Genomic DNA, 24623 nt, shown 5'->3' with positions numbered 1-24623 from the left:
TTTTGTAGGTTTCCCGCGCGTGGAGCTGAATGCCGGCGACTATTAATAAGATATTATGGGCAAGAATGTCAATAAATTGTTAGTGGCAAATCGTGGCGAAATAGCGCTGCGCGTCATCCGAACAGCGCACGAGATGGGTATTCCCACCGTCGCCATTTACGCTGAGCAGGACCGTGGCGCCCAATATGTCGATATGGCTGACGAGGCCTATCTGCTGAGCGGTGATTCCTATCGGGCTTACTTGGACGAGGACCTCATCATCGATGTGCTCCGCCGTAGCGGTGCCGACGCAGTGCATCCTGGTTACGGCTACCTTTCCGAGGTGCCGAGCTTCGCACAGAAGGTCATCAAGGCAGGCGCCACCTGGATTGGCCCGAACCCCACGGCCTTGACCGACTTGGGGGACAAGATCACCGCCCGCCGCGTGGCCAAGCGTTCCCATGTACCGCCGGTGCCGGGCCTTTCCGAGCCCGTCAGCGATATGCGCGAGCTGCTCACCTTTGCCCAGACCAACGGCTACCCCGTGATGATGAAGCGCACCGACGGCGGTGGTGGCAAGGGCATCACCCTCGTGCACAACGATGACGAGTTGCGCAGCTTCTACATGAATCATGACGCGCTTGAGGGCGGCGACCTGGACGAGTACTTCGTGGAGCGGTTCATCGACAAGGCCCGCCACGTGGAGACGCAGTCCGGCCGCGATTCCCATGGCAACTTCACCGTCTATTCCACCCGTGACTGCTCCGTGCAGCGACGCAACCAGAAGCTCATCGAAGAGGCTCCGGCTCCCTTCCTCACGGATGACGAATTCGACCAGCTGGTACGCTACTCGCGTGCCCTCTTCAGCACCGTCGACTACGTGGGTCTGGGCACCTGCGAGTTCATGGTCACCGAGCAACACAAGGTCTACTTCCTCGAAGTGAACCCACGCCTGCAGGTTGAGCACACCGTCTCCGAGCAGGTGAGCGGGCTCGACCTGGTGCGTGAGCAGATCAACATCGCCAACGGCGAGGACCTCACACCGGTCACTCAGACCCATGACCATGCCTTCGAACTGCGCATCACCAGCGAGGATCCCGAAAAGAACCTCACTCCGAGCTCGGGCACCATCGAAAGCCTCAACTGGCCTTCCGGCCCCGGCATCCGCGTTGACTTCGGCGTGAAGGTGGGCGACGTGGTCTCCCCGAAGTTCGACTCGATGATGGGCAAGCTCATCGTCACCGCGCAGGACAGGCCCACGGCCATCGCACGTGTGCGCCGTGCCTTGAAGGAGTTCAAGCTGGAAGGTGTGCCCACACCCAAGAGCCTCTTCGAGCAGATCTTCAACGACCCGGAGTTCACCGCCGAAGACCACGATGGTGAGCCGGGTCGGTTCACCGTCTCCACCAAGTGGCTGGAACGCAAGTACCTGAACCATAAGCCGGCCAGCGCCGAGGGAGGTCAGCCGGCCTCGCTTTCCGAGGATGGTGAGGCCAAGACACAGCAGGTTTCCGAGTCGTTCGCCATCGAGGTGGACGGCAAACGGGTCAAGCTGAGCGTGCCCAAGGACATCATGGCCGGCCTTTCGCAGGGTGCCCAAGGCGGTTCGCCCCGCAGGCCTCGGCAGCCGCTTCGCGGCGGAGCCTCCGGTGGTGCAAGCACTAAGCAGGCTGCGAAGATCGACGACGGCAGCAAGACGGGGCTCATCGCCTCGCCCATGCAGGCTGTGGTGACGCGTGTGAACGTGGCTCCCGGCCAGGAAGTGGCCAAGGGCGATTTGCTTGCCGTGCTGGAATCCATGAAGATGGAGAACTACGTCTACGCACCGGTGGGCGGAACGGTGGAGAAGATCTGCGTTACGCCCTCCCAATCCGTAGATCCGGGTACGTTGCTCATCAAACTCAATCTGGGCGATGGTGCAGGGACGCCAGCCGGCGACGCTGCGGACGCTGCTGGTTCGGGTTCCCGCAATGACGGCGGCACCGCGCAATCCGCAGATGGCAAGGCCGACGAATCCGGTAAGGAGGTGCGCTGATGACGGACATCATGATGACATCCTCCGTGCAAAAGGCGATGCAATCCAATGAGCCCATCGAGGAGCAGTCGGCGGGTCGAGGCGGCGGCCAGCCCATTCGCGCCGCCGTGGCCCGAGCCGCCGAGCTTGCCCGCGCCGCCGAGAACAAGGCCCATGAGAAGCAGGGCGCCAAGGGCAAGTTCACCGCGCGTGAGCGTCTCGACCTGCTGTTCGACAAGGGCACGTTCCAGGAGATCGGACGTTTCTCCGGTGGCAACATCAATGGCGGTGTCGCAGGCTCGGCGGTCATCACCGGCTTCGGCGACGTCTTCGGTCGCAAGGTGGCCGTCTACGCGCAGGACTTCTCCGTGCGCGGCGGCACTATCGGCCACGCTGAGGGCGAGAAGATCTGCCACCTGATGGACATGGCGCTTGAACTCAAGATTCCGATCGTGGCCATCATCGACTCGGGCGGCGCCCGCATCCAGGAGGGTGTGGAGTCGCTCACCCAGTACGGCCACATCTTCCAGAAGACGTGCGCGGCGAGTGGTTTCGTGCCGCAGATCTCGCTGATTCTCGGACCCTGCGCCGGGGGAGCTGTCTACTGCCCTGCACTCACCGACTTCATCATCATGACCCGTGAGAACTCCAATATGTTCGTCACCGGCCCGGACGTCGTAAAGACCGCCACCGGCGAGGTGATCAGCATGGAGGATTTGGGCGGCGGCGAGGTGCACAACTCCACTTCAGGCGTGGCCCATTACCTGGGCGAGGACGAGGCGGATGCCATCGACTACGCCCGCACCGTGCTGGCCTATCTGCCCGAGAATTCCGACGAGAAGCCTCCCATCTACGCCTATGCCGCCAAGCGCGCCGACAGGCAGAACGCCGAGCGTCTGGGCACGATTGTGCCTGAAAACGACCGCCAGCCCTATGATGTGCTCGAAGTGATTCGTTGCATCGTCGATTATGGTGAGTTCGTGCAGGTGCAGGAGCTTTACGCCACTTCGGCGGTTGTGGGCTTTGCCTGCATCGACGGCAAGCCGGTGGGCATCGTAGCGAACCAGCCGGCGGTTGAGGCCGGCATCCTCGACGTGAAGAGCAGCGAGAAAGTGGCGCGCTTCGTGCGGCTGTGCGACGCGTTCAACCTTCCCATCATCACCCTTGTTGATACCCCGGGCTACAAACCGGGCAGCGATCAGGAGCACGCCGGCATCATCCGCCGCGGGGCGAAGGTCATCTACGCCTATGCCAACGCCCAGGTGCCGATGATCACCGTCATTCTGCGCAAGGCCTTTGGTGGTGCCTACATCGTCATGGGCTCCAAGGCCATCGGCGCCGATGTGAACTACGCTTGGCCATCCAGCCAGATCGCTGTATTGGGCGCTGAGGGTGCGGTCAACATCATTCACCGCAAGGACCTGCACAAGGCCAAGGAACGTGGCCAGGATGTTGATGCGCTGCGTAGCCAGTATGTTGACGAATACCAAAACGAGACGCTCAATGCCAACCTTTCGCTGGAAACCGGCCAGGTCGATGCCATGATTGATCCTGAGCAGACGCGCAGCGCCATTTCGGAGTCGCTTACGCTTTTGGCGAGCAAGAAGCGCGTGAGGCGTACGGGCAAGCATCACGGCAACCAGCCTATGTGATATCTCAATTCAATGTCAGCCGGCAATCGGATTGTGCCGGCAGATACAGCTCAGATGCCTGCCGGGCGAAGGCACAGTGATTTTTCTCATTCTCCTCCGCCGCTCATTTCGAGCTGGTTTACAATATGTGCAACAAGCAATCCGATAGTATGGAATTCATGGAAAATAAAGGAAATTCAATGACCGACAATACGTTCTTCCTCAATCGCCTCAGTTCCGAGCCCCATGCACTGGCGTTCGGAGGGCAGTCCACCCCTTGGGTGGTCTCGCTCGACGACGAGTGCACCGACCCCGCCCTGGAGCAGACCCTGCGGAGCCATGCTGACGCGTCCCAGCGCCTGCTTTCGGCCGTGACCCCCGACCTGCTCGCCACAACAGGCGGCACAGTGGACCTCTTCGGCTTCGAGCCGAACCCGGCCAAGCTGGGCAACGCGGCGGAAGCCGCAGCCAGTGTGCCCGGCATTGCCCTGGCCCAGCTCGGCGCCATCATCGACGCCGCCAATCTGGGCTACGATGTGAACCAAGCCAAGCCGGTGGCGGTGCTCGGCCATTCGCAGGGCATCATCGCCGTGCACATGGTGGATGCCATCAGGAATGCCGGTTCCATCGAGGCCGCGACGCCGCAGATCGATGAGATCCTCGCCATCGCCCGCCTGATCGGTGCTGCGGGAACGCGTCAGGCCCGTCTGCTACCCATCTCCACCAAGTCCGGGAGCGCCACCCCAATGCTCTCTGTGCGCGGTGCCACCAAACGCCAGATTGAAGCCTTGGTGGCTCGTGTGGCCAAACCGCGCGGCCCCATCGTAGTCGCCGTCACCAATGCCGCTGACAACACGGTGCTTTCCGGTCATCCCGAGGATCTGGCGTCGTTCGTGGTCGAGGCTGGCAAGGAGCACAAGAAGCAAGCCCAGCTGCGTAAGGACAAGGTGCGTGGCGGCGAGGTCTTCGACCCGATCCTCGAATTTCTCGATGTCACCATTCCGTTCCATTCCCCGCTGATGAAGGCCGCCGTGGACTCCACTGTCCAGTGGGCGCAGGCTTGTGGCCTTGATGTCTCCCGTGCCAGGATGCTCGCCGAAGAGGTGCTGGTCAACCATGTGGATTGGGCCGGCCGCATCAACTCGTTGCTGTCTTCGACAGACCCCACAAAACTGTGGGTGCTCGACATGGGCCCGGGCAACACGGTGGGCAAGCTCATCGGTACGCTGGTGGAGGGCACCGGCGTGGGCGTGGTGGAGGCCGACACCGGCGAAGCCCGTGCAGCGCTCTCCACCATGGAAGATGAACCGGCCCGCACCCAGGACTGGAGCAAATTCGCTCCAACCGTGCTCTCCACTCCCGCGGGTGAGAAGATTCGTACGAAGTTCAGTGATTTGACAGGCAAGCCGCCCGTGCTGCTGGCCGGCATGACACCGACCACCGTGGACGCCGAAATCGTCGCTGCTGCAGCCAACGCCGGGTACTGGACTGAGTTGGCCGGCGGCGGTCAGGTGACTGCCTCCGTCTTCGACCGTAATGTGGCGGAGCTTGAGGATCGCCTTGAAGAAGGCCGAACCATCGAGTTCAACGCCATGTTCATGGACCGTTACCTTTGGAACCTCCAGTTCGGCCCTGCCGGCATCGTCGCCAAGAAACGTGCTTCGGGCACGCCTATCGATGGCGTGGTGGTTTCCGCGGGTATTCCGGAACTTGATGAGGCGAAAACGCTAGTTGCATCCTTGCGCTCGCAGGGCTTCCCGTACGTGGCGTTCAAACCCGGCACCGTAGACCAGATTCGCCAGGTCGTCCGCATTGCCAAGGCCGTGGCTCCGGTCAAGATCATCGCCGAGGTTGAGGGCGGTGCCGCAGGTGGCCATCATTCATGGGAGTCGCTGGACGCGCTGCTGCTCGACACCTACGCCGATGTGCGTGACTGCGAGAACCTGGTGCTGGTGGCCGGTGGCGGCATTGGCACCCCTGAACGTGCCGCCGACTATATTTCCGGTCAGTGGTCCAAGGCGTATGATCGCCCCAATATGCCGGTGGACGGCGTGCTCATCGGCACCGCCGCGATGACGGCGAAAGAGGCGCACACCAATCCGGATGTCAAGCGCATGCTCGTTGCCACGCCCGGCATCGCTCCGACTCCTGATGGATCCGACCCATTTGCCCCGCTCGGGGAGAACTGGGTGCCTTCCGGAGTTGCGGCTAAGGGCGGGGTGGCCTCAGGCCTTTCGCATCTGCATGCCGACATCTACGAGCTCGAAAACTCGTCCGCCCGTTGCGGCCGTCTGCTGGTTCGCGTCATGAAGCACCCGGAGGAGCTGGAAAGTCGCCGTGATGAAATCATTGAGGCTTTGAACAAGACTTCTCGCCCTTACTTCGGCGACATCGACAAGATGACCTACATTCAATGGGCCAAGCGCTTCGCCGAGCTGTCCTTCCCGTGGGCAGACCCCACGTATGCCGACCGCTTCCTGCACTTGCTGCAGCGCATCGAGGCCAGGGTCTGCGAGCAGGAGAGCGGCCAGTTCGCCTCGCTCTTCAACTCCAGGAAGGACGTTGAGTCCGATCCGCAGGCAGCCATAGAAAAGCTGAGTCGGGCGTATCCGCTCGCAAATCAGGTGTTGGTCAATCCTGTTGATGTGGCCTGGTTCATCACCCTCGTGCGTGAGTACCACAAGCCCATGCCGTTCGTGCCTGCCATCGACAACGACCTGTTGCGCTGGTGGGGCCAGGATCAGCTTTGGCAGTCCGAGGATCCCCGCTACACCGCCGATCAGGTGCGCGCCATCCCGGGCCCGATTTCCGTAGCCGGCATCACCACAGTAGACGAGCCGGTCGGCTCCATCCTGGGCCGCTTCGAGGCCGCTGCGCTGGAACGCACCAAGCAGATGAACGAGCAGGCCGGCATCGAGCCCAAAGCAGCCTTTGCGGAGTTGGCGTCGGCGGCCACGGCCGAGGAGTACATTCGCAAGTCCCCGAACATCTCCTGGGTCGGTCATTTGATGGCCAACCCCGCCTACGGCACACCCAATGGCGACAAGTATTACGAGATTCGTTCGGCCGGTTTCGAAGGCGGCGTGCAGAAGTTCGATCTCGACATCCATCTCGACACCTTCTGGGACAACGATCCCGATGGCGGGCTCTCCAAGCACGCGGTGCGCGATATTGTGGTGCCGCTCAATGTCAAGCCGGAGGAGCCGGGTCTCTTCCCGGTGGTTGACCGTGACCGCCTGCCCAAGCACGTCTACGACATGCTTGCGGCCACGGCCGGAATCGGCAACACCGCCATCACCGGTGACAAGCTCACCGCGATGCCTGTTGTGGAGCAGTCCGAAGACAAGGAGACCTATCCCTTCGGCCTGGCGCATACCAGCTACACCCTTTCCGGCAACCTCGGCTACGACCACGAGGCGGCCACCGCAGGCATCATGCCCGGCAGTCTGCATGCCTCGCGCATTGCTCCGGACGCGCTGGTGGGCCCGGCCTGGCCCGCCATCTACACGGCGCTTGGCAGTGTGTACGTACATGGATACCCCGTCATCGAAGGTCTCCTGAACGCCGTGCATCTTGATCATCAGATGGAGCTTGAAGTCACGGAGAACGAGTTGCTGCAGCATACTGGCGAGACCGTCAATCTCACCAGCTGGGCCGAGCGCTATGCCGAGTCCGCCTCCGGCCGCATCGTCACTATCCACGTCACCCACACCTCCTCCGACGGCACCGTGCTGGCCCACGAGGTGGAGCGTTTCGCCGTGCGCGGCCGCTCTTACTCCGAGGCGCTTCCCGCCGATGTACCCGACTACGGTGGCTACCTTGACTATGCGGAGCAGCAGACCGGTGCCGGCACACCATTCGAGGAACATATCGCGCAGGACAAGAAGGACCTGGTGGTCTCCACCCCGCGCCGCCTGATGCGCCGTGTCACGCTCACCGCGCCCAGCGAGATGACCGCGTTCGCCCGCACCTCAGGCGACTTCAACCCGATCCACACCTCCCATAGAGGCGCCTCGGTCTCGGGCCTGAAGGCACCGCTGGTGCACGGCATGTGGCTCTCCGCCGCCGCCCAGCATGTGCTGCAGGCCACCGACGAAAAGGGAGCCCACTACGAGATCGTCGGCTGGACCTACAACATGTACGGCATGGTGCAGCTTGGCGACAAGGTGGAGATCTCCGTCGAGCGCATCGGCAAGGTGCGCCATGGCGGCATGCTCATGGAAGTCACCTGCCGCATTGATGGCGACCTGGTCTCCCGCGGCACGGCCGCCGTGCGTCCGCAGTGCTCGGCCTACGTGTACCCTGGCCAGGGCATCCAGCAACAGGGCATGGTCCTTGACGAACGAGCCAAGTCCGCCGCCGCACGTGAGACCTGGGAGCGAGCTGACAAACTGACGCGCGAAAAGCTTGGGTTCTCGATCCTGGCCATTGTGCGCGACAACCCGAAGACCCTCATCGCCAACGGTGTCAAGTACTACCATCCGGACGGACTGCTCAACCTGACGCAGTTCACCCAGGTGGCGCTCGCGACCGTCGCCTACGCCCAGACTTCGCGTCTGCGTGAGGCGGGAGACGACGTGTGGCCCGCCTATTTCGCCGGCCATTCGCTTGGCGAGTACAACGCCCTGAGCTCGTTCGCGGGCATCATCCCGTTCGAGACGGTGCTTGAGCTGGTCTTCCAGCGTGGCAGCGCCATGAACAACCTCGTGGAGCGCGACGAGCACGGTCGCACCAACTACCGCATGGCGGCTCTGCGCCCCAACCAGTTCGGCGTGGGCGACGACGGTGTGGACGACTACGTGAAGTCGGTCTCTGAGGCTTCCGGAGAGTTCCTGCAGATCGTCAACTACAATCTTTCCGGTTCGCAGTACGTCGTGGCCGGCACTCTCGCGGGCTTGAAGGCCCTGCAGGAGGACTCCGCACGCCGCGTCAAGGAGTATGGCGGCAAGCCGGCGATGATGTATGTGGCCGGCATCGATGTGCCGTTCCACTCCATGCTGCTGCGCAAGGGCGTGCCCGACTTCCGCGACAAACTCGACAACCTTCTGCCCGAGCATCTCGATTACGAGCGTTTGGTGGGTCGCTACATCCCCAACCTCGTGGCCACACCATTCGAGATGACCCGTGAATTCGCGCAGAAGATCCTCGACGTGGTGCCTTCCACCCGCATCAAGGAGGCATTGGACAATCCTGAGATCTGGGATTCTTATGCCGCCGACGAGCAGAAGCTCGGCAGGCTGCTCCTAACCGAACTGTTGGCTTGGCAGTTCGCCTCGCCTGTGCGCTGGATCGAGACCCAGGCGCTCATGTTCGGCGACACATCCCAGGGTGGCCTCGGCGTTGAGAATTACGTGGAGGTGGGCCTGGGCAACCAGCCCACGCTGGCCAACCTCGCCACCAAGACCCTCAAACTTCCTGACTTCTCAGGCAGCCACGTCTCCGTCTACAACCTCGGGCGCGACGAAGGCCGCGTCTACATGACCGACTCCGATTCGTTGGTCCAAGACGATGAGCCCCAGGACGAGGCCGAAGCCGCTGGCGCAAATGTCGGTGCCGTGCCCGTCCCTGCTGCACAGCCCTCCGGCGCTGCGCAGGTCGCTCCTGCCTCCGCACCGGGTGCACCTGCTCCAGGTGCCGCACCAACCGCAGTGCAGCCTGCTGCGGCAGCACCGGTGGCGGCTTCGGGCGAGCGTCCGGCCGACCTGACGTATAAGGCGTCGGATGGCATCGCCACGCTGCTGGCATACGCCGCTAAGGTGCGTCCCGACCAGATCGGGGAATCCGACACTACGGATTCACTCACCAATGGTGTCTCCTCACGCCGCAACCAGCTGTTGATGGACATCAGTTCCGAGCTTGGCGTGGCCAGCGTCGATGGTGCGGCCGAGGCCTCGATGATCGATCTCTTCGCTCTGGTCAACAAGGTGGCCCCCAACTACAAGGCGTTCGGCCCGGTGCTTTCCGACATCGTACGTGATCGCATCCGTTCGCTTTTCGGTGCCGCAGGTGTCAAGCTGCAGCAGGTGGAGAAGCGTGTGACAGATACATGGCAGCTTGGCGCGGGCTGGGTGTCCTATGTACTCTCCGCGCTGGTGCTCGAGACTCGTGAGGGTGCTTCCTCGCGTGGAGACGATTTGGCCACGCTCGGCACCGAGCCGGCCAAGAACGCCGCTGGGGCCAATGCCCTGATCGATGCCGCCGTGCAGAAGGTGGCCGCCGACCACGGTGTGGCGGTCTCCATGCCGAGTGCCGGGGGAGCTGTAGGCGGTGCGGTGGTCGATTCCGCTGCTCTCGATGCGTTCGCCGCCAAGGTGACCGGTTCCAAGGGTGTGCTCGCCTCCACTGCCCGCTTCGTGCTGAAGGAGCTCGGCGTTGCCGAGCCTGCGCCTGAGCCGGGTGAGGACGAGAACGCCGCCGTTGTGGACGCGGTCGAGGCCGAGCTCGGCAGCGACTGGGTCAAGCAGGTCACTCCTCGCTTCGATGAGCGCAAGGCGTTGCTGCTCGACGACCGTTGGGCTTCCGCCCGTGAGGATCTGGCACGGCTCTACTACAACCACGACTCCGACGTCTCACGCCTGAGCTTCGTCGGTGCCGGTGAGGCCGTGGCTGAAGAAGCCAAATGGTTCCAGTCCAAGGCCCAGGCCGATGGCAACGCCGCGTTGGCGGCCACCTATAATCGCATCGCCGTGGAGGCGATCTCCAAGCCGGAGAGCAATCCTGCGGCTTCGCGCTTCGCAGGCGATGTGGCCGTGGTCACCGGTGTGGCCGCCAACTCGATTGCGGGCCAAGTGGTGGCGGGTCTTTTGGCCGGAGGAGCCACCGTCATCGCAACGTCCTATAGCTTCAAGCAGAGCGCCAAGTCTTGGTTCGAACAGGTCTACCGCAAGAATGCGGTGGGCGATGCCAAGCTGTGGGTCGTCCCTGCGAATCTTTCCAGCTTCCGTGATGTGGATACCTTGGTCAAGTGGATCGGCAACGTCTCCAAGAAGACCACCGGTGCCACCACCACCATTCTGAAGCCGGCCTATGAGCCGAGTCTCTTCTTCCCGTTCGCTGCCCCTCCGATGCATGGCACCATGGCCGATTCCGGGGCCCTCTTCGAGTCCCAGGCCCGCCTCATGCTTTGGGGTGTCGAACGCGCCATCACCGGCCTCGCGGCCTTGGGCAGCGACACGGATGTGCAGCACAAGCTTCACGTCGTGCTGCCCGGTTCGCCCAACCGTGGTGTGTTCGGCGGCGACGGTGCATACGGCGAGGTCAAGTCCTCGTTCGATGCCATCGTCACCCGTGCTCACGCCGAAAAGGATTGGTCCGGCCGAGTCACCTTTGCCCACCCGCTCATCGGCTGGGTGCGCGGCACCGGTCTTATGGGAGGCAACGACCCGCTGGTGAACGTGGTCGAGCGTCACGGCATTCGTACCTATTCCACCGAGGAGATTTCGGTCAAGCTGCTTGATCTGGCCACCAAGGAGTCGCGCGCCAAGGCTGTTCAGGCCCCGATCAGCGCCGACCTCACCGGAGGGTTGGGCAGTGAGCCCATCGACATCAAGGCGTTGCGCTCCGAAGCTGAAGCCGATGAACAGGGGGCCAAGGCCAATACTGCCGCATCGGACGAGTCACAGAACGGTGCTTCCGATGGATCCGCAACGATTCTGAAGGCTCTGCCTACGCCGAATCCGCCTCGTCAGGCAAAGGTCGATCTTGCCGATTGGAAGGGCGTCACCGCTCGTCCGGAGGATGAGATCGTCATCGTCTCCATCGGCGAGCTTGGAACGTGGGGCTCCGGCCGTACGCGTGAGGAGGCCGAGCTTGGTATCCACCCGGATGGTACGGTTGACCTTTCCGCCGGTGCTGTGTTGGAGCTTGCCTGGAACATGGGCCTGCTCACTTGGCAGGACAGCCCCAAGGCAGGTTGGTACGATACGGATGGCAATCTCGTGCCCGAGGGCGACATCGCCGAGCGCTATCACGACGAGGTCGTGGCCCGTTCCGGCCTGCGCCCCTTCGACGAGGGCATGGGAAGCGGTGACTATCAGGACGGCACCGCCAGCGGCGAGACCGAGATCTATCTCGATCACGACGTGGCCTTCAATGTGCCGAGCCAGGAGATGGCCGGTGAGTATGTCAAGATCGACCCCGACCACACCAGTGTGGAACGTGATGAGGAGAACGATGAGTGGACTGTCACCCGTCACCCAGGCTCCATGATTCGCGTGCCCAAGCGCATGGCTATGACCCGCACCGTGGGCGGCCAGTTCCCCAAGGGCTTCGATCCGGTGAAGTGGGGCATTCCCGCATCCATGGTCGGCGAGGTCGACACCATTGCCCTCTGGAACATCGTCACTACGGTCGATGCCTACATCTCCGCGGGCTTCAGCCCTGCCGAGGTGCTGCAGACCATCCATCCATCGATGGTGGCCAGCACGCAGGGCACTGGTTTCGGCGGCATGGCCTCGATGCGCAAGCTCTACCTCGACCGGTTCCTCGGCCACGAGATTCCCACCGACATCCTGCAGGAGGCGCTGCCCAACGTGGTGGCCGCCCACGTCATGCAGTCCTACATCGGCGGATACGGCAACATGATCCAGCCGGTTAGCGCCTGCGCCACGGCCGCGGTCTCCCTTGAGGAAGGCGTTGACAAGATCGCCCTCGGCAAGGCCGACTTCGTGGTTACCGGCGCCATCGACGACATCGGCGTGGATTCGGTGATCGGCTTCGGCAACATGGGTGCCACAGCAGATGCAGGAAAGATGTACGCCAAGGGCATCTCGTCCCGCTTCTTCTCCCGTTCCAACGACCGTCGTCGCGACGGCTTTGTGGAGTCCGAAGGCGGCGGCACGATGCTGGTCACCCGTGGCGACATCGCGTTGAAGATGGGTCTGCCGGTGGCGGCGGTGGTCGGTTACGTCCACAGCTTCGCCGATGGCGCCCACACCTCGATCCCAGCCCCAGGTCTCGGTGCACTTGCCGCAGCCCAAGGCGGTAAGGATTCGCAGTTGGTCCGTCAGCTCGCTGCGCTTGGTGTCTCGCCTGACGACATCGCCGTGGTTTCCAAGCATGACACGTCCACCAATGCGAATGACTCCAACGAGTCCGAGCTGCACAACACCGTGGCCCACGCCATCGGGCGCACCGACGGCAACCCGCTGTTCGTCATCTCGCAGAAGTCCCTTACCGGCCATGCGATGGGTGGTGCCGCCATCTTCCAGATCGACGGCCTGACCCAGCTCTTCAAGTCCGGTGTCATCCCCGCCAACGTGGCGCTCGAGTGCGTCGATCCGAAGATGCAGAAGGATGACCACATGGTCTGGCTGCGCAAGCCGCTCAAGGTGGGCAGCGTCAAGGCCGGTCTGGCCACGTCGCTTGGTTTTGGCCACGTCGCCGGCTTCGTTGCCTTGGTGAGTCCTGGTGCCTTTGAGGCGGCCGTGGCCAATACGCAGGGTGAGGAAGCGCTTGAGGAATGGCGCCGCAAGGCCAACGCCCGTTTGGCCGCCGGTGAGCGTCATCGCATCATGGGCATGATGGGTCAGGCCCCGCTCTTCGAGGAGATCGACAACCGTCGCTTCCACGAAGACAGCAAGCGCTACGACTCACACGAGGTGGAGAAGGCCATGCTGTTGAACCCAGATGCTCGTCTCGGTGCCGATGGCTACTTCGAGTAAGTGAGTGCAGATAACCCAATAACCTCGGTCAATCCGTTAACTCGGTAAATGCCACGATGGCGGCCGCTGATTCAGTGTCAGTGGCCGCCATCGTCATGTGTGAATCTTTGCCGCTAAAGGTGCATGCGAGGGTAGGGGGAGCACACCAAGTTGGCTCAAAAGAACGGAATCTAGGGCGAAAACATTCTTTTGCGCCAACTACTGATGTTTGCTGATGGTTACTCGTAGTCGCCCATGCTAAGTTGGCCCAAAGGAACGGAAAATCGTCGGATTCCGTTCCTTTGGGCCAACTTAGCATTTGAACCAGCAACATCATTCACGCCGAGCAGTTCGACGCCGCTGTCCATGGACTATAAAAACTGCGGCATTACAGCGTCGTCACCGGGAATCCTTTGGTCAGGGTGAAGCCAAGCACCACAACGATGATACCCAGGACGAGCGGAATCCAAAGCACCTTGAGGCTCGCCTCGCCACGGGTCTTCTTGGCGAAACCCATCTCCAGGGTGCCGATGAACGCAAGTGCCACAACAATCTTGACAATGAGCAGCACAGGGTTCTCTTTCCAAGGCCGAGCGAACATGACAATGCCGCTGATGATAATGATGACGTAGCATACGCGAGCCACCATGGCCCAGATTTTCGTTTGTTTGGCAGGGCCGATGAGACCGAGCAGAGCTGCTATGATCAGCACGATACCCACGACCAAATGCGTCCATGACCACACCATATGATTCGTTCCTTCATTCGTGGTTCGGCGGTGACAAGACGATTGTCACGGTCGATGTTATTCGTTCCTTCATTGTACGCTGACCTGGTCAGCCGTTACCATGTGAATGTGAGTGTTTTAGGCGTAGGGCTTGATTTGGTGGAAGTCGACGGGTTCAGGAAGCAGCTTGACGAGCCGGGCACCCGCATGCGCTCGCTGTTTTCAGACCGTGAGTTGCGCCAGGCAAGAGCTAGGGCGGCATTGAAACACGACGATGAGGCAGTGCACCTTGCCGGTCGTTGGGCTGGCAAGGAAGCCGTGCTGAAAGCTTGGTGCCAGGCGTTGGGGGAGCGCTCCTACCCTTATACTCTCGACGATTTCCCTTGGGCTCAGGTTGAGATTTTGGACGATGCCCGTGGCTGCCCTATGGTGGCATTCGGGCAAGAGTGCAAGGTCGTTTTACACTCCTCACTGGGCTTGGACTCTCAAGATGCGGCTTCAGCTGTTGCACAGGAATCCGGCGTTGACCCGAGTTTGGACGCTTTTCGATATGTGCCGATTTATCAGGCGAAGCACGCCGATGCAAGTCATGCTGAGAAAGAGCATGCCGTCTCGTACTGCTGGCACATCTCGTTGAGTCACGACGGGCCCGTAGCTTGCGCTGTGGCGGTCCTTTCCTCATGAAACATGATTGCCATGGGCGGCATGATCGACGGGTTGCCCTGGTTGTGTCGTTCGGGCACGGGGTTCGTGTATACTTGAATCTTGCTGTTCGGTTTGGTATCGACGGCGCAACGCGGATGTAGCTCAATGGTAGAGCCTCAGCCTTCCAAGCTGATCACGCGGGTTCGATTCCCGTCATCCGCTCTTCTCGTTGGATATGCATAGTGGCAAAGTGATTGATGCAATTGGGTTTCATTGTTTTTCGATTTCTACGATTTGCCCTGAAGCAGAGTATTTTTAAGCGATTGCTATCATTGCTTCATCATGGAATGCCCGTCTCCATGGCTCCGGCAGCCAGGTATGACAATCAACTTTGGATTTCACTCTGTGCTCAATTTCTCTCTGCGCTGTATTCTTACTCCCTAAAGCACTCGATGTGATAGTGTTTGTCGCCTAGATCAACCCAGCAATCAGGCGGCCTTAATGGGCGTTCATAAGCTATGGCAATAGCGAAAGCGTGCAAGATTCTGTTTTTCCTGCCTTTGTTGCATTACAGTTGGGCGAAACATAATCGTAATCAGCGGAAAAGAGATGAAAATGACAGATATTGCATGGCAATGGACGGCCCTGGTGGTCGTCACCGTACTATTCGCCGCTCTGGTGTGGCTCAATCGCAGCCGTCACGTCAACTTCAGCATCAGGATCATCGTGGCCACGGCACTTGGCATCGTTGTAGGCATCGGGTTCAAGGGGCATTTGGAATTCGTGTCGATGTTCGGCACGGTCTGGTCGAACGCCATCAAGGCCATTGTGGTGCCGCTGCTGCTGTTCAGTGTCGTCGCGAGCATCACCAATCTCGGTGAGTCTGTGCGCCTGAAGAACATCGGTATCAAAACTGTTGTTTTCCTGTTGCTTAACACCTTGCTGGCCTCGGTTACGGCCCTGCTGCTTTCCATCGCTTTCGGCATCGGAAAGGGGTTCACCGGTGGAGCACCCAAGGGTGTAAAGCCTCACGAGGTCCCCGGCATCGTTGATACGCTCATCGGTTTGTTCCCCTCTAACCTGGTGGGCAATTGGGAGCAGAATCAGGTGGTCCCTGTTGTGTTGTTTGCCCTCCTCCTGGCTATTGCCTTCAATGAGGCCTCGCGCACCGTCAAGGGTGCCGATGCCGTGGCTTCGTTCAAGGCGTTTGTAGACGCGGGCAACACCGTGCTTTCCCGAGCCACGCAGATTGTGATGGGATTCACCCCCTACGCCACCCTCGCGTTGATAGCAGAGGCTGTGAGCAATAGCGTGGTGGACGCATTGCTGCCTCTGGTCGGCGTGCTTGTGGTTTCGTATCTGGCGCTCGCCATCCAGTTGTTCCTGCTTCAACCGCTCGTGCTCGGCATCACGACCCACTTGAATCCAATCAACTTTTTCAAGTTCTACGGGTCCACCGGTGTGGTCGCCTTCACCTCCGAATCATCCATTGGCACCATCCCCGTCAATGTGCGTCAGCTTCGCAAGAGCGGTGTTCCCGATGACATCGCCTCATTCGTGGCCAGCCTTGGTGCCAACCTGGGTATGCCGGGCTGCGCAGGAGTATGGCCCATGGTCCTGGCCGTCTTCGCCATCAATGCTCAAGGTCTTCATTATTCAATCGGTGGATACGCATTGCTTGTGGCGTTGGCACTGTTTGTCTCCATCGGCACTGTTGGCGTTCCTGGAACCGCAACCGTCACCGCTACGGCGCTCTTCGCATCTGCTGGCCTGCCTGTGTCGTTCATCGCCGTCACCCAGCCGATTTCGCAGATCGTCGACATGGGACGCACCGCGGTCAATGTGGCCGGGTCTGCAAACACTGCCACTATCGTGGCCGCCACTGAGCATGAGCTCGACAAGGACCTTTACTACGGTCGCAAAGAATGGAGCGAGGACGACGAAGACGAGGCCGTGAGCCGTGGCAATGGTTCCGGCAACGCTCTTTCAGCCGATACTCCGGATGCAGCAGGCGGGTCTGCTGCGGTCGGTTCCAAGGACGGTGCACAGGGTTCCTCGCCTGCTCAAGAACAGTCTTCTGCTTCGGCGGGTCTGCTTTCGTTTATCCCCAGTGCGGCCCTTGAAGGAACGGGTGGCGAGTCCTGCGGCGTGGCCACGCACAACCATGACGGCAAAGACACCAATGAATAACGACAATGGTGAATGACTCAATTGCGTTAGATGATTTGCTGTCTTATGTTGTTATCTCTTTTGTGGAGACGCACATGAGGTAAGGTAAAGCACTGCACGAGGGCTATGCGTCGCATGCTTGCAGTTGTCTGCTGGCGTGCGACGTTTGTTTTACCGGTGTAAGGGTAAGGTGTGCTCTGAAGGTATACGAGGAATAAGGCAGGGCAATGGCTGATACAACGCGGAGCGATGCCGGCGAAGACAATCGCGGCAGGCTTGAGACCACAAAGGCTGAAGGTGGTTCCGCTCAACCTAGAAAGCCCAACCAGGCCATCGAAATCATCGAAGGCAAGGTCGAGGAGGTTCCGGTTTCCAAGCATCCCGTTTCCACCATTCCTGAAACGGATGTATCCTGGGCGGACATTCAGCGTAGCAAGTTCAATCCTTGGGCTTGGGGCATTTATGTGGTCTCCATTCTGCTGGCAATCGTGGTTCCATATTGGGCTGGTCGCAAACTCGCTTTGGGGCACGCCGCGCTGGTCATTAAACTACTCGGTCCATTCACGCCTCAGGGCATTACATTCATTTCGTGGATGATAGTCATGGCGATGCTTGCGTTCCTAGGCCTGGCCCTTGTGGAAGCCTCTTCTTGGCTATGGAGAGTGCTTTTCGCCGTGGGGTTGGCCGTTGAACAACTCATTGCCGGCGCTTGTATGTTGAAGATCAATTTTTGGTATTCTACCCGTGTGCTGTATACCGAGTCTTCCGCACTTCCCAATGCCGCAAATCTTGGTATTTTGGCATCGTTCCTCGGTCTTGCTGTGTTCGCATTGGTGTTTGTGGGTTTGCTGGTATCGATTCATCCAGATTCCCACCTCAACGTATTGACACACAGTTGGGTGGCATTCCTTCTGTTTTTCGTCGTCGAGGTTGTGGCTTTGCTGATTGCCATGTTCGTGGGGATTCCAGCATTGGCTGTGGCATGATTTCCAGCCTGTGCCGTATAATTGTCAACTGGCGTGTTTCGCCCGCGGATTGAGAGCGCTTTCGACACCCCGTCGGTGGCACCGCGCAGCAATTACAAGGAGGATGCCGTGGCACTTACGGCTGAAGTTAAGCAAGAGATCATTACCAAGTACGCAACGCATGAGGGCGATACGGGTTCTCCCGAGGTTCAGGTGGCTTTGCTCACCCAGCGTATCTCTGATTTGACTGAGCATCTGAAGACCCATCAGCATGATAATCATTCACGTCGTGGTCTGCTGCTCATGGTCGGTCAGCGCCGTCGTCTGCTTGGTTATTTGAAGCGTGAGGACATCAACCGTTACCGTTCACTCATTGAGCGCCTCGGTTTGCGTCGATAGTTCTTTATTGCCCGGGCTTTGGCTCGGGCAATTTATGTAAGACGGCGACGTACAGGCAAAAGATGTACTGGCGCGTTGAGTCGGTTTGTGGAAGAGACACTTGGCGGCCTTAAGGTGTGGGCCGGAAATAGTTTCAATGTATAATTGAAGAAATGACTGACGCTGAGAAGTGAAGTGGCGTCCGGACGGTTGAGGATGCGGCGATGTGCCGCGGTAGGTTGACGTCCACGATGACATCAAGCATTTTGAGGTATGCAGGGTATTAGGAATAGATCAAACAAAGGAGGAACCCGTGGAGGGTCCCGAAATCAAGGCCGTTGAGGCCATCATAGACAATGGAACATTCGGTAAGCGCACGCTGCGCTTTGAGACGGGCCGTTTGGCCCAGCAGGCGGACGGCGCCGTGGCCGCCTACCTGGATGACGATTCAATGGTGCTTTCCACCACCACGGCCGGATCGAGCCCCAAGGAGAACTACGACTTCTTCCCGCTGACGGTTGATGTGGAGGAGAAGATGTACGCCGCGGGCAAGATTCCCGGCTCCTTCTTCCGCCGCGAAGGCCGTCCGTCGAACGACGCCATCCTGGCTTGCCGTATCATCGACCGTCCGTTGCGCCCACTCTTCCCGCACACGCTTCGCAACGAGGTGCAGGTCGTGGAGACAGTGCTAGCCTGCAATCCCGATGATGCCTACGACATGATTGCGTTGAACGCAGCTTCGGCTTCGACGATGATCTCCGGCCTCCCGTTCGAAGGCCCAGTTTCCGGCGTGCGCTTGGCGCTCGTCGATGGTCAGTGGGTCGCCTTCCCGCGTTGGAGTGAACGCGAACGCGCGGTCTTCGAACTCGTGGTGGCGGGCCGTGTGGTAGAGAACGGCGACGTGGCCATTGCCATGATCGAGGCCGGCGCGGGCAAGAACGCCTGGAACCTCATCTATGACGAGGGCCAGACTAAGCCTGATGAGGAAGTCGTGGCCGGTGGTCTTGAAGCCGCCAAGCCGTTCATCAAGGTGATCTGCGAGGCGCAGAACGAACTCAAGGAGAAGGCCGGAAAGACCAGCACCAAGGAGTTTCAGCTCTTCCCTGAGTACACCGACGAGCTCTACAAGCGCATCGACGAGATCGCCCACGATGATTTGGCCGACGCTCTGTCCATCGCGGAGAAGTTGCCACGTCAGGAGCGCATTCACGAGATCAAGGAAGGCGTGCGCGCCAAGCTCGTTGACGAGTTCACCGACATGGACGATGCCGAGAAGGAGAAGGAACTCGGCAACGCGTTCAAGGAACTGCAGCGCCAGATCGTGCGCAAGCGCATCCTCACAGAGGACTACCGCATTGATGGCCGTGGCTTGAAAGACATTCGTACCCTTTCCGCTGAAGTCGACATCGTGCCGCGCGTCCATGGTTCCGCGCTCTTCCAGCGCGGCGAGACCCAGATTCTGGGTGTCACCACCTTGGGCATGCTCAAGATGGAGCAGACGCTCGACGCCATCTCTGGCCCGCAGACCAAGAGGTACATGCATAACTATGAGATGCCGCCGTATTCCACCGGCGAAACCGGCCGTGTGGGTTCGCCCAAGCGCCGTGAGGTGGGCCACGGTGCATTGGCGGAGAAGGCCTTGGTTCCTGTGCTCCCCAGCCGCGAGGATTTCCCCTACGCCATTCGTCAGGTCTCCGAAGCCATTGGTTCCAATGGTTCCACTTCCATGGGTTCCGTTTGCGCGTCCACGCTTTCGCTGCTGGCCGCCGGCGTGCCGCTCAAGGCCCCCGTTGCTGGCATCGCCATGGGTCTGGTCTCCGGTGATGTCAACGGTGAGCATATCTATAAGACCCTTACCGACATCCTTGGAGCGGAAGATGCCTTCGGCGACATGGACTTCAAGGTGGCAGGCACCTCCGAGTTCATCACCGCCCTCCAGCTCGACACCAAGCTCGACGGCATCCCCGCCGACGTGCTCGCCGCCGCGTTGCAGCAGGCCAAGGAAGCTCGCACCACAATCCTTGAGGTCATCAACGAGTGCATCGACGCCCCGGCTGAGATGAGCCCGACTGCTCCTCGCATCATCACCACCACCGTTCCTGTCGACAAGATCGGTGAGGTCATCGGGCCGAAGGGCAAGATGATCAACCAGATTCAGGAAGATACCGGCGCCACCGTCACGATCGAAGACGACGGTACGGTCTACATTGCATCCGAGGGTGGCGATGCGGCTGACAAGGCCAAAGCCACCATCGACGCCATCGCCAACCCGCACGTTCCGGAAGTCGGTGAGACCTTCAACGGCAAGGTGGTCAAGACCACGAGCTTCGGTGCGTTCGTCAATCTGACTCCTGGAACCGACGGATTGCTCCACATTTCCCAGATTCGCAACCTTACCGATGGTGAGCGCATCGATGCTGTGGAAGATGTGCTTAAGGAAGGCGACACTGTCGAGGTCGTTGTCCAAGGTGTGGATGACCGCGGCAAGATTTCGCTCGCCATCCCCGGCTACGAGGAGGAGCAGGGCTCTTCGTCCCGCGGCCGCCACGAAGGTCGGGACGATCACCGCGGCTACGGGCATCGCGACGATCGCGGGTACCGTGGGCAGGGTCGTGACGACCGTCACCGTGGAGACCGCGATGATCGCAGTGACAGGGCTGACCGTGACGATCGTGATTTTGATGATCGTCCGCGCCGTCGTCATGCTGAGCCGGAAGATGCCGACGATGATGTGGATGAGCCTATTGAGCGCGATGAGCGTCCTGCTCGTGAAGACCGTGGCGGTCGCCACCATGAGTCCCGTCGCCGCCGCAGCGATGACGATCGTGATTTTGACGATCGCCCGCGTCGCCGTCGCAGTGACCGTGACGAAGCTGGCGACGATCGTGATCGTGGCTCCCGCCACGACCGTGACCGCCGTGGCGAGCGTCGCAGCCGTGAAGGCCGTGGTGGCTACCGTGGAGGACGCAGGAATGATCGCAACCCACGCTATGCCACCGATGACCACTACGATGACTATCGTTCCGACCGTGAGGAGCGCTATGAGCGTCCGCGTCGCCAGGTGCGTCGCGACTTCGATCCGTTCGATGACGAGGACTGATCGATTTGACGCTTGAGCGTTGAGTCGTATTGGAGGGCATGGCTGTAGGGCCTTGCCCTCCATTTTGTTGAGATGTGCTCGGGAGTATGGCTCCCACCAGTAGGTTGACTTTGCGCCCTTTGGTCTTCGTATACCCCGCAGTTACTGATGCGTTTCTGTCGGTTTCTCGCGGACTTGTTGTAGTGCCTCTGAGTAATGGACGTTTTCTGCCGGTTTCTGCGGGGGAAATGCACGGATTGGATTTCGAATCGCTTAATGGCTTAGCGAATTCATGGTTTCAGTGATGGCTTGCTTTGTAGTATGGTGTATGGGCCGTTGAAATGATACCGATGGGAGATTGATATGTTGGAGGATGCCGCTGGAAAAGGCGCTCAGTCTGACTATGATGACGCGATTGTGGACAGTAATGCCATTGATCCATATGATGATGCCGGTCAGCCAATACCGGTCACCATTCCCATTGCGTTGGTTGAAGGCGTCAAAGTGGTCTATACCACACGCCTGGGGGGAGTGAGCACCGGTGGTTATGCCTCATGCAACCTCGGCGGCAAAGGAGGTGACGATCTTGAGCATGTGATGAGCAATCGTGCGGCTGTGGCCAAGGTCGTCGGTGCCCCGCTTGCTCTGGTCTCCCAGGTGCATTCTGGCAAAGCCGTTGATGTCGATGAACTCATGGGTGTTGGCGCAGTGGGTGAGGTCGAGGCCGGTTCTGCGGCAACCTACACGGTTGGTGAGAACAAAGGCCGGGTTGTGATGTCTGCAGTCGAAGCAGACGGCCAGGTGAGTTCCAGGACAGGTGTGGCTCTTGGCATGTTCGCAGCGGACTGTCTGCCTGTGCTGATGGCCGACCCAGAGGTTGGCGTCATCGCCGCCGCTCATTGCGGAAGGCGCGGGCTGGAACGTGGCATTCTCGGATCCACAGTTAGGATGATGGTGGGCAAAGGTGCGAAGCCCGAGCGCATTGTCGCCACGCTCGGCCCCTGCATCTGCGGCGATTGCTACGAGGTCGGTCAGGAGATCGCCGATGCCTTCGATGCCCGTTTTCCTGGCACGTTCACGCTGACCCGTTTTGGCGGTCCTGGCATCGACATCGCTGCGGCAGCCCTGCAGGAGCTCGATGCCGCTGGCGTGCTACCAGCCAACATAATTTCCTCAACGTCACGCGTGGCAGCGGCCACTCAGTATTTGGCGAATGATGAGGAATTGCTAAGGCTGCATCAAGCCGATGCCGTGCCTTGTGTTGATGGCGCTGGAGAAGCCGGAAGCCGGGACGGGTGCGTGGAAGGTGGCAATGCTCATGGCCATAAGGCCTATGCTGCCGATGGTACGGATGATGGCTTCATCTCAAGTGTGCACCATGCGCTGTGTACGTTGGAGAACCCACTGTGGTACTCCCACCGCCGCTCAACGTTGACGCACAAGGCACACGAGGGCCGTATGCTCGCCCTCATCATGCGCGAGTGACGTGCGTTTCGAGGGTTCATGCGAAACTCTGGTCAACATTGAGCCTGTTTTCGTTCCGTGAGCACTTTTTGAGGATATCATGCGAGGTCCAGGCAAGAAATCGTTGAAATCACGTCAACCTTATGTTCAAATCTTGGTTGGATGACAGGAAAAGTGCTCACGGAATGAATTGCCATAAGTTTGATGGCGAAAATGCCGATGATTGGCTGCGGCATTTTCGCCTGTGCTCATCTACCGGCGTTTAACGGCGCTTGCCTTGTCTGCGGGTCACGAACGCCTGGGTACCCCGCGTTGAGAGTTCACCGATCACCGCGCCGAAGGCCGCGGATAGCACGGCGAAAAGGAGACTCATCATCAGGCCCTGTTGATGAGTGGTTTCGGCATCGCCTCCCACTCCATTGTTTTTGTGGTTTTTGGTGACGGTGCTGTCCCAGATGGACTGGAACACTTTTCCGCCAACAATCCCGATAATCGAAGGAATGAAGGATTTCATGGCTTTGTCGCCCAAAGTGTCAGGATCGTTGAGTAATTTGGCACGCGCCTGGGCGATTTTGCCATCGGCCTTATGAAACTTCTCCACCACGCGGTCTGCAGAGTTGCTGTTGCCGGTGCTTGTGGTCTTTGCATCTGCGGGGTTGTCGTTGTTGGAAGGGCCGCCCACGGAACCAGCGGCCTTGGTGGTGTCCGGCGTGTTCGTCCGAGTTGTCTTGCGCATATACCCATGATACGGCGTGGCGCTGATAGCGGGTGGGGCAGATTCGTTGTGAGATGGTACTTGATTTTGACAACGTGTGCATTATTCTGATAACAGATATTTCAATGGTTTTTCAGTGGTAACACCGGTTTTGGTGTGGAATTGTTGATAGTGTTGCAACGAAAGGGCGCATGATGCACAAAGCGGGAATCAGAGACGTTGCCAAGGCCTCGGGCGTATCGGTCTCAACAGTGTCCAGGGCGTTCACCAGGCCGGATTTGGTTTCCGACAAAACACGTCAAAAGGTGCTTGAGACTGCGGACCGACTGGACTTCAACATCTCCCGTTCCGCCACTTCGCTCAAGTCTGGCCGAGCCTATCGCGTGGCGTTGCTCATGAATGAGGATGTCACCAGTTGGTTCAACACCCAAGTCTTTGCCGGAGTTGAATCGGTCATGCACCCTGCAGGCTACGACGTGTCGCTGTTCCAGCATGTGGACACGGGGGAGAGCCGTAGAAAGTTCTTTGCCGACCTGCCGGTGCGGCGCAATGTCGATGCTGTGTTCGTGGCCTCATTTGCGGTCGATCACCATGAAGTGGAGCAGCTGCAGCGCATCCATGTGCCCATCATCGGTATCAACACGCCGGAGACGGATGGTTTCGACGCCTCGGTGGCCATTGATGATGAGCGAGGCATGTTCACGGCGGCTCAGCATCTCATCAACCTCGGCCATCATCACATCGTCTATACCTGCTCTCAGAGCGCCACTTCCATGAACTCGAGCATTGACAAGCGTACACTCGGTTTTCAGCGGGCTTGCGAAGACGCTGAGAATGAGCGAGACCTTGACTGGCAGGTGCTGCAAGTGCCACGTGGTCGTGATTTCGCAGATTCCGCCCTTGCGGCCTTGCTCGAGTTGAGGGACTTTCCCGATGCCATCTGCTGCCAGACCGATATGATGGCCATTCCCGTCATGCTCAAGTTGCAACGCTATGGAAAGGCCGCTCCGCGCGATTATTCGATCATCGGCTTTGATGACAGCCCCTACGCCGACACTGTCAACCTGACTACGATGCGCCAGGATCCGCAGGCCATGGGGCAGTGGGCGGCGCATCAGGCGCTGGAGCTCATCGACGGCAGGATTCCTTCCGATCCGTTTCGCTCTGTCGAGCCTCGATTGGTTCTGCGCGGCTCCGATGCCTTGTTCAAGTAGAT

Annotated in this window: 12 protein-coding genes and 1 tRNA gene; 11 read left to right on the top strand and 2 right to left on the bottom strand. The window is 59.8% G+C overall.

Going from position 1 to position 24623, the window contains the following annotated elements:
- The first annotated feature begins 55 nt into the window (after positions 1-55).
- From ACSYSS_RS06200 to ACSYSS_RS06190, 3 genes are all read left to right on the top strand, one after another.
- Positions 56-2014: an acetyl/propionyl/methylcrotonyl-CoA carboxylase subunit alpha gene (locus tag ACSYSS_RS06200; RefSeq protein WP_491703172.1), complete on the top strand. Its 1959-nt coding sequence runs from the start codon at positions 56-58 to the stop codon at positions 2012-2014.
- Positions 2015-2052: 38 nt separating this feature from the next.
- Entirely contained in the window at positions 2053-3645 is a 1593-nt protein-coding gene (locus tag ACSYSS_RS06195) for an acyl-CoA carboxylase subunit beta (protein WP_491704256.1), read from the top strand.
- Positions 3646-3824: 179 nt separating this feature from the next.
- Positions 3825-13286, top strand: coding sequence for a fatty acid synthase subunit beta domain-containing protein (locus ACSYSS_RS06190; RefSeq protein WP_491703171.1), 9462 nt, complete (start codon positions 3825-3827; stop codon positions 13284-13286).
- Positions 13287-13653: 367 nt separating this feature from the next.
- Here the strand turns inward: ACSYSS_RS06190 and ACSYSS_RS06185 are convergent, their stop codons facing one another.
- The gene (locus ACSYSS_RS06185; protein WP_491703170.1) at positions 13654-14013 is read right to left on the bottom strand and encodes a DUF1516 family protein; all 360 of its coding nucleotides are present in this window, start codon (positions 14011-14013) and stop codon (positions 13654-13656) included.
- A 108-nt stretch (positions 14014-14121) separates the two neighbouring features.
- Between ACSYSS_RS06185 and ACSYSS_RS06180 the strand changes: the two genes are divergently transcribed.
- The 7 genes from ACSYSS_RS06180 to ACSYSS_RS06150 all read left to right on the top strand — a co-directional run bounded on the left by ACSYSS_RS06180 (position 14122) and on the right by ACSYSS_RS06150 (position 22713).
- Positions 14122-14676, top strand: a complete 555-nt coding sequence (locus ACSYSS_RS06180; RefSeq protein WP_491703169.1) for a holo-ACP synthase — start codon at positions 14122-14124, stop codon at positions 14674-14676.
- A 112-nt stretch (positions 14677-14788) separates the two neighbouring features.
- Positions 14789-14859: transfer RNA gene (locus ACSYSS_RS06175), tRNA-Gly, on the top strand.
- A 393-nt stretch (positions 14860-15252) separates the two neighbouring features.
- Positions 15253-16827 (top strand): dicarboxylate/amino acid:cation symporter, encoded by a 1575-nt coding sequence (locus ACSYSS_RS06170; protein ID WP_491703168.1) that lies wholly within the window; start codon positions 15253-15255, stop codon positions 16825-16827.
- Between the two features lie 206 nt (positions 16828-17033).
- Complete coding sequence (locus ACSYSS_RS06165) at positions 17034-17792, top strand: hypothetical protein (RefSeq protein ID WP_491703167.1); 759 nt, start codon at positions 17034-17036, stop codon at positions 17790-17792.
- Between the two features lie 108 nt (positions 17793-17900).
- Complete coding sequence (gene rpsO / locus ACSYSS_RS06160; protein WP_491703166.1) at positions 17901-18170, top strand: 30S ribosomal protein S15; 270 nt, start codon at positions 17901-17903, stop codon at positions 18168-18170.
- Positions 18171-18462: 292 nt separating this feature from the next.
- A complete protein-coding gene (locus ACSYSS_RS06155; protein WP_491703165.1) occupies positions 18463-21249 on the top strand; it encodes a polyribonucleotide nucleotidyltransferase in 2787 nt (928 codons plus the stop codon).
- 342 nt (positions 21250-21591) lie between these two features.
- Positions 21592-22713 (top strand): purine nucleoside phosphorylase YfiH/LACC1 family protein, encoded by a 1122-nt coding sequence (locus ACSYSS_RS06150; RefSeq protein WP_491703164.1) that lies wholly within the window; start codon positions 21592-21594, stop codon positions 22711-22713.
- A gap of 241 nt (positions 22714-22954) precedes the next feature.
- Here ACSYSS_RS06150 and ACSYSS_RS06145 read toward each other — a convergent pair whose 3' ends face one another.
- A complete protein-coding gene (locus ACSYSS_RS06145; RefSeq protein ID WP_491703163.1) occupies positions 22955-23428 on the bottom strand; it encodes a DUF4235 domain-containing protein in 474 nt (157 codons plus the stop codon).
- A gap of 173 nt (positions 23429-23601) precedes the next feature.
- On the opposite strand from ACSYSS_RS06145, the gene ACSYSS_RS06140 reads away from it, so the two are divergent.
- Positions 23602-24621, top strand: a complete 1020-nt coding sequence (locus ACSYSS_RS06140; RefSeq protein ID WP_491704255.1) for a LacI family DNA-binding transcriptional regulator — start codon at positions 23602-23604, stop codon at positions 24619-24621.
- Positions 24622-24623 lie beyond the last annotated feature (2 nt).

The organism is Bifidobacterium sp. ESL1118 (assembly GCF_058505595.1).
This window is presented reverse-complemented; position numbering and strand designations above follow the sequence as displayed.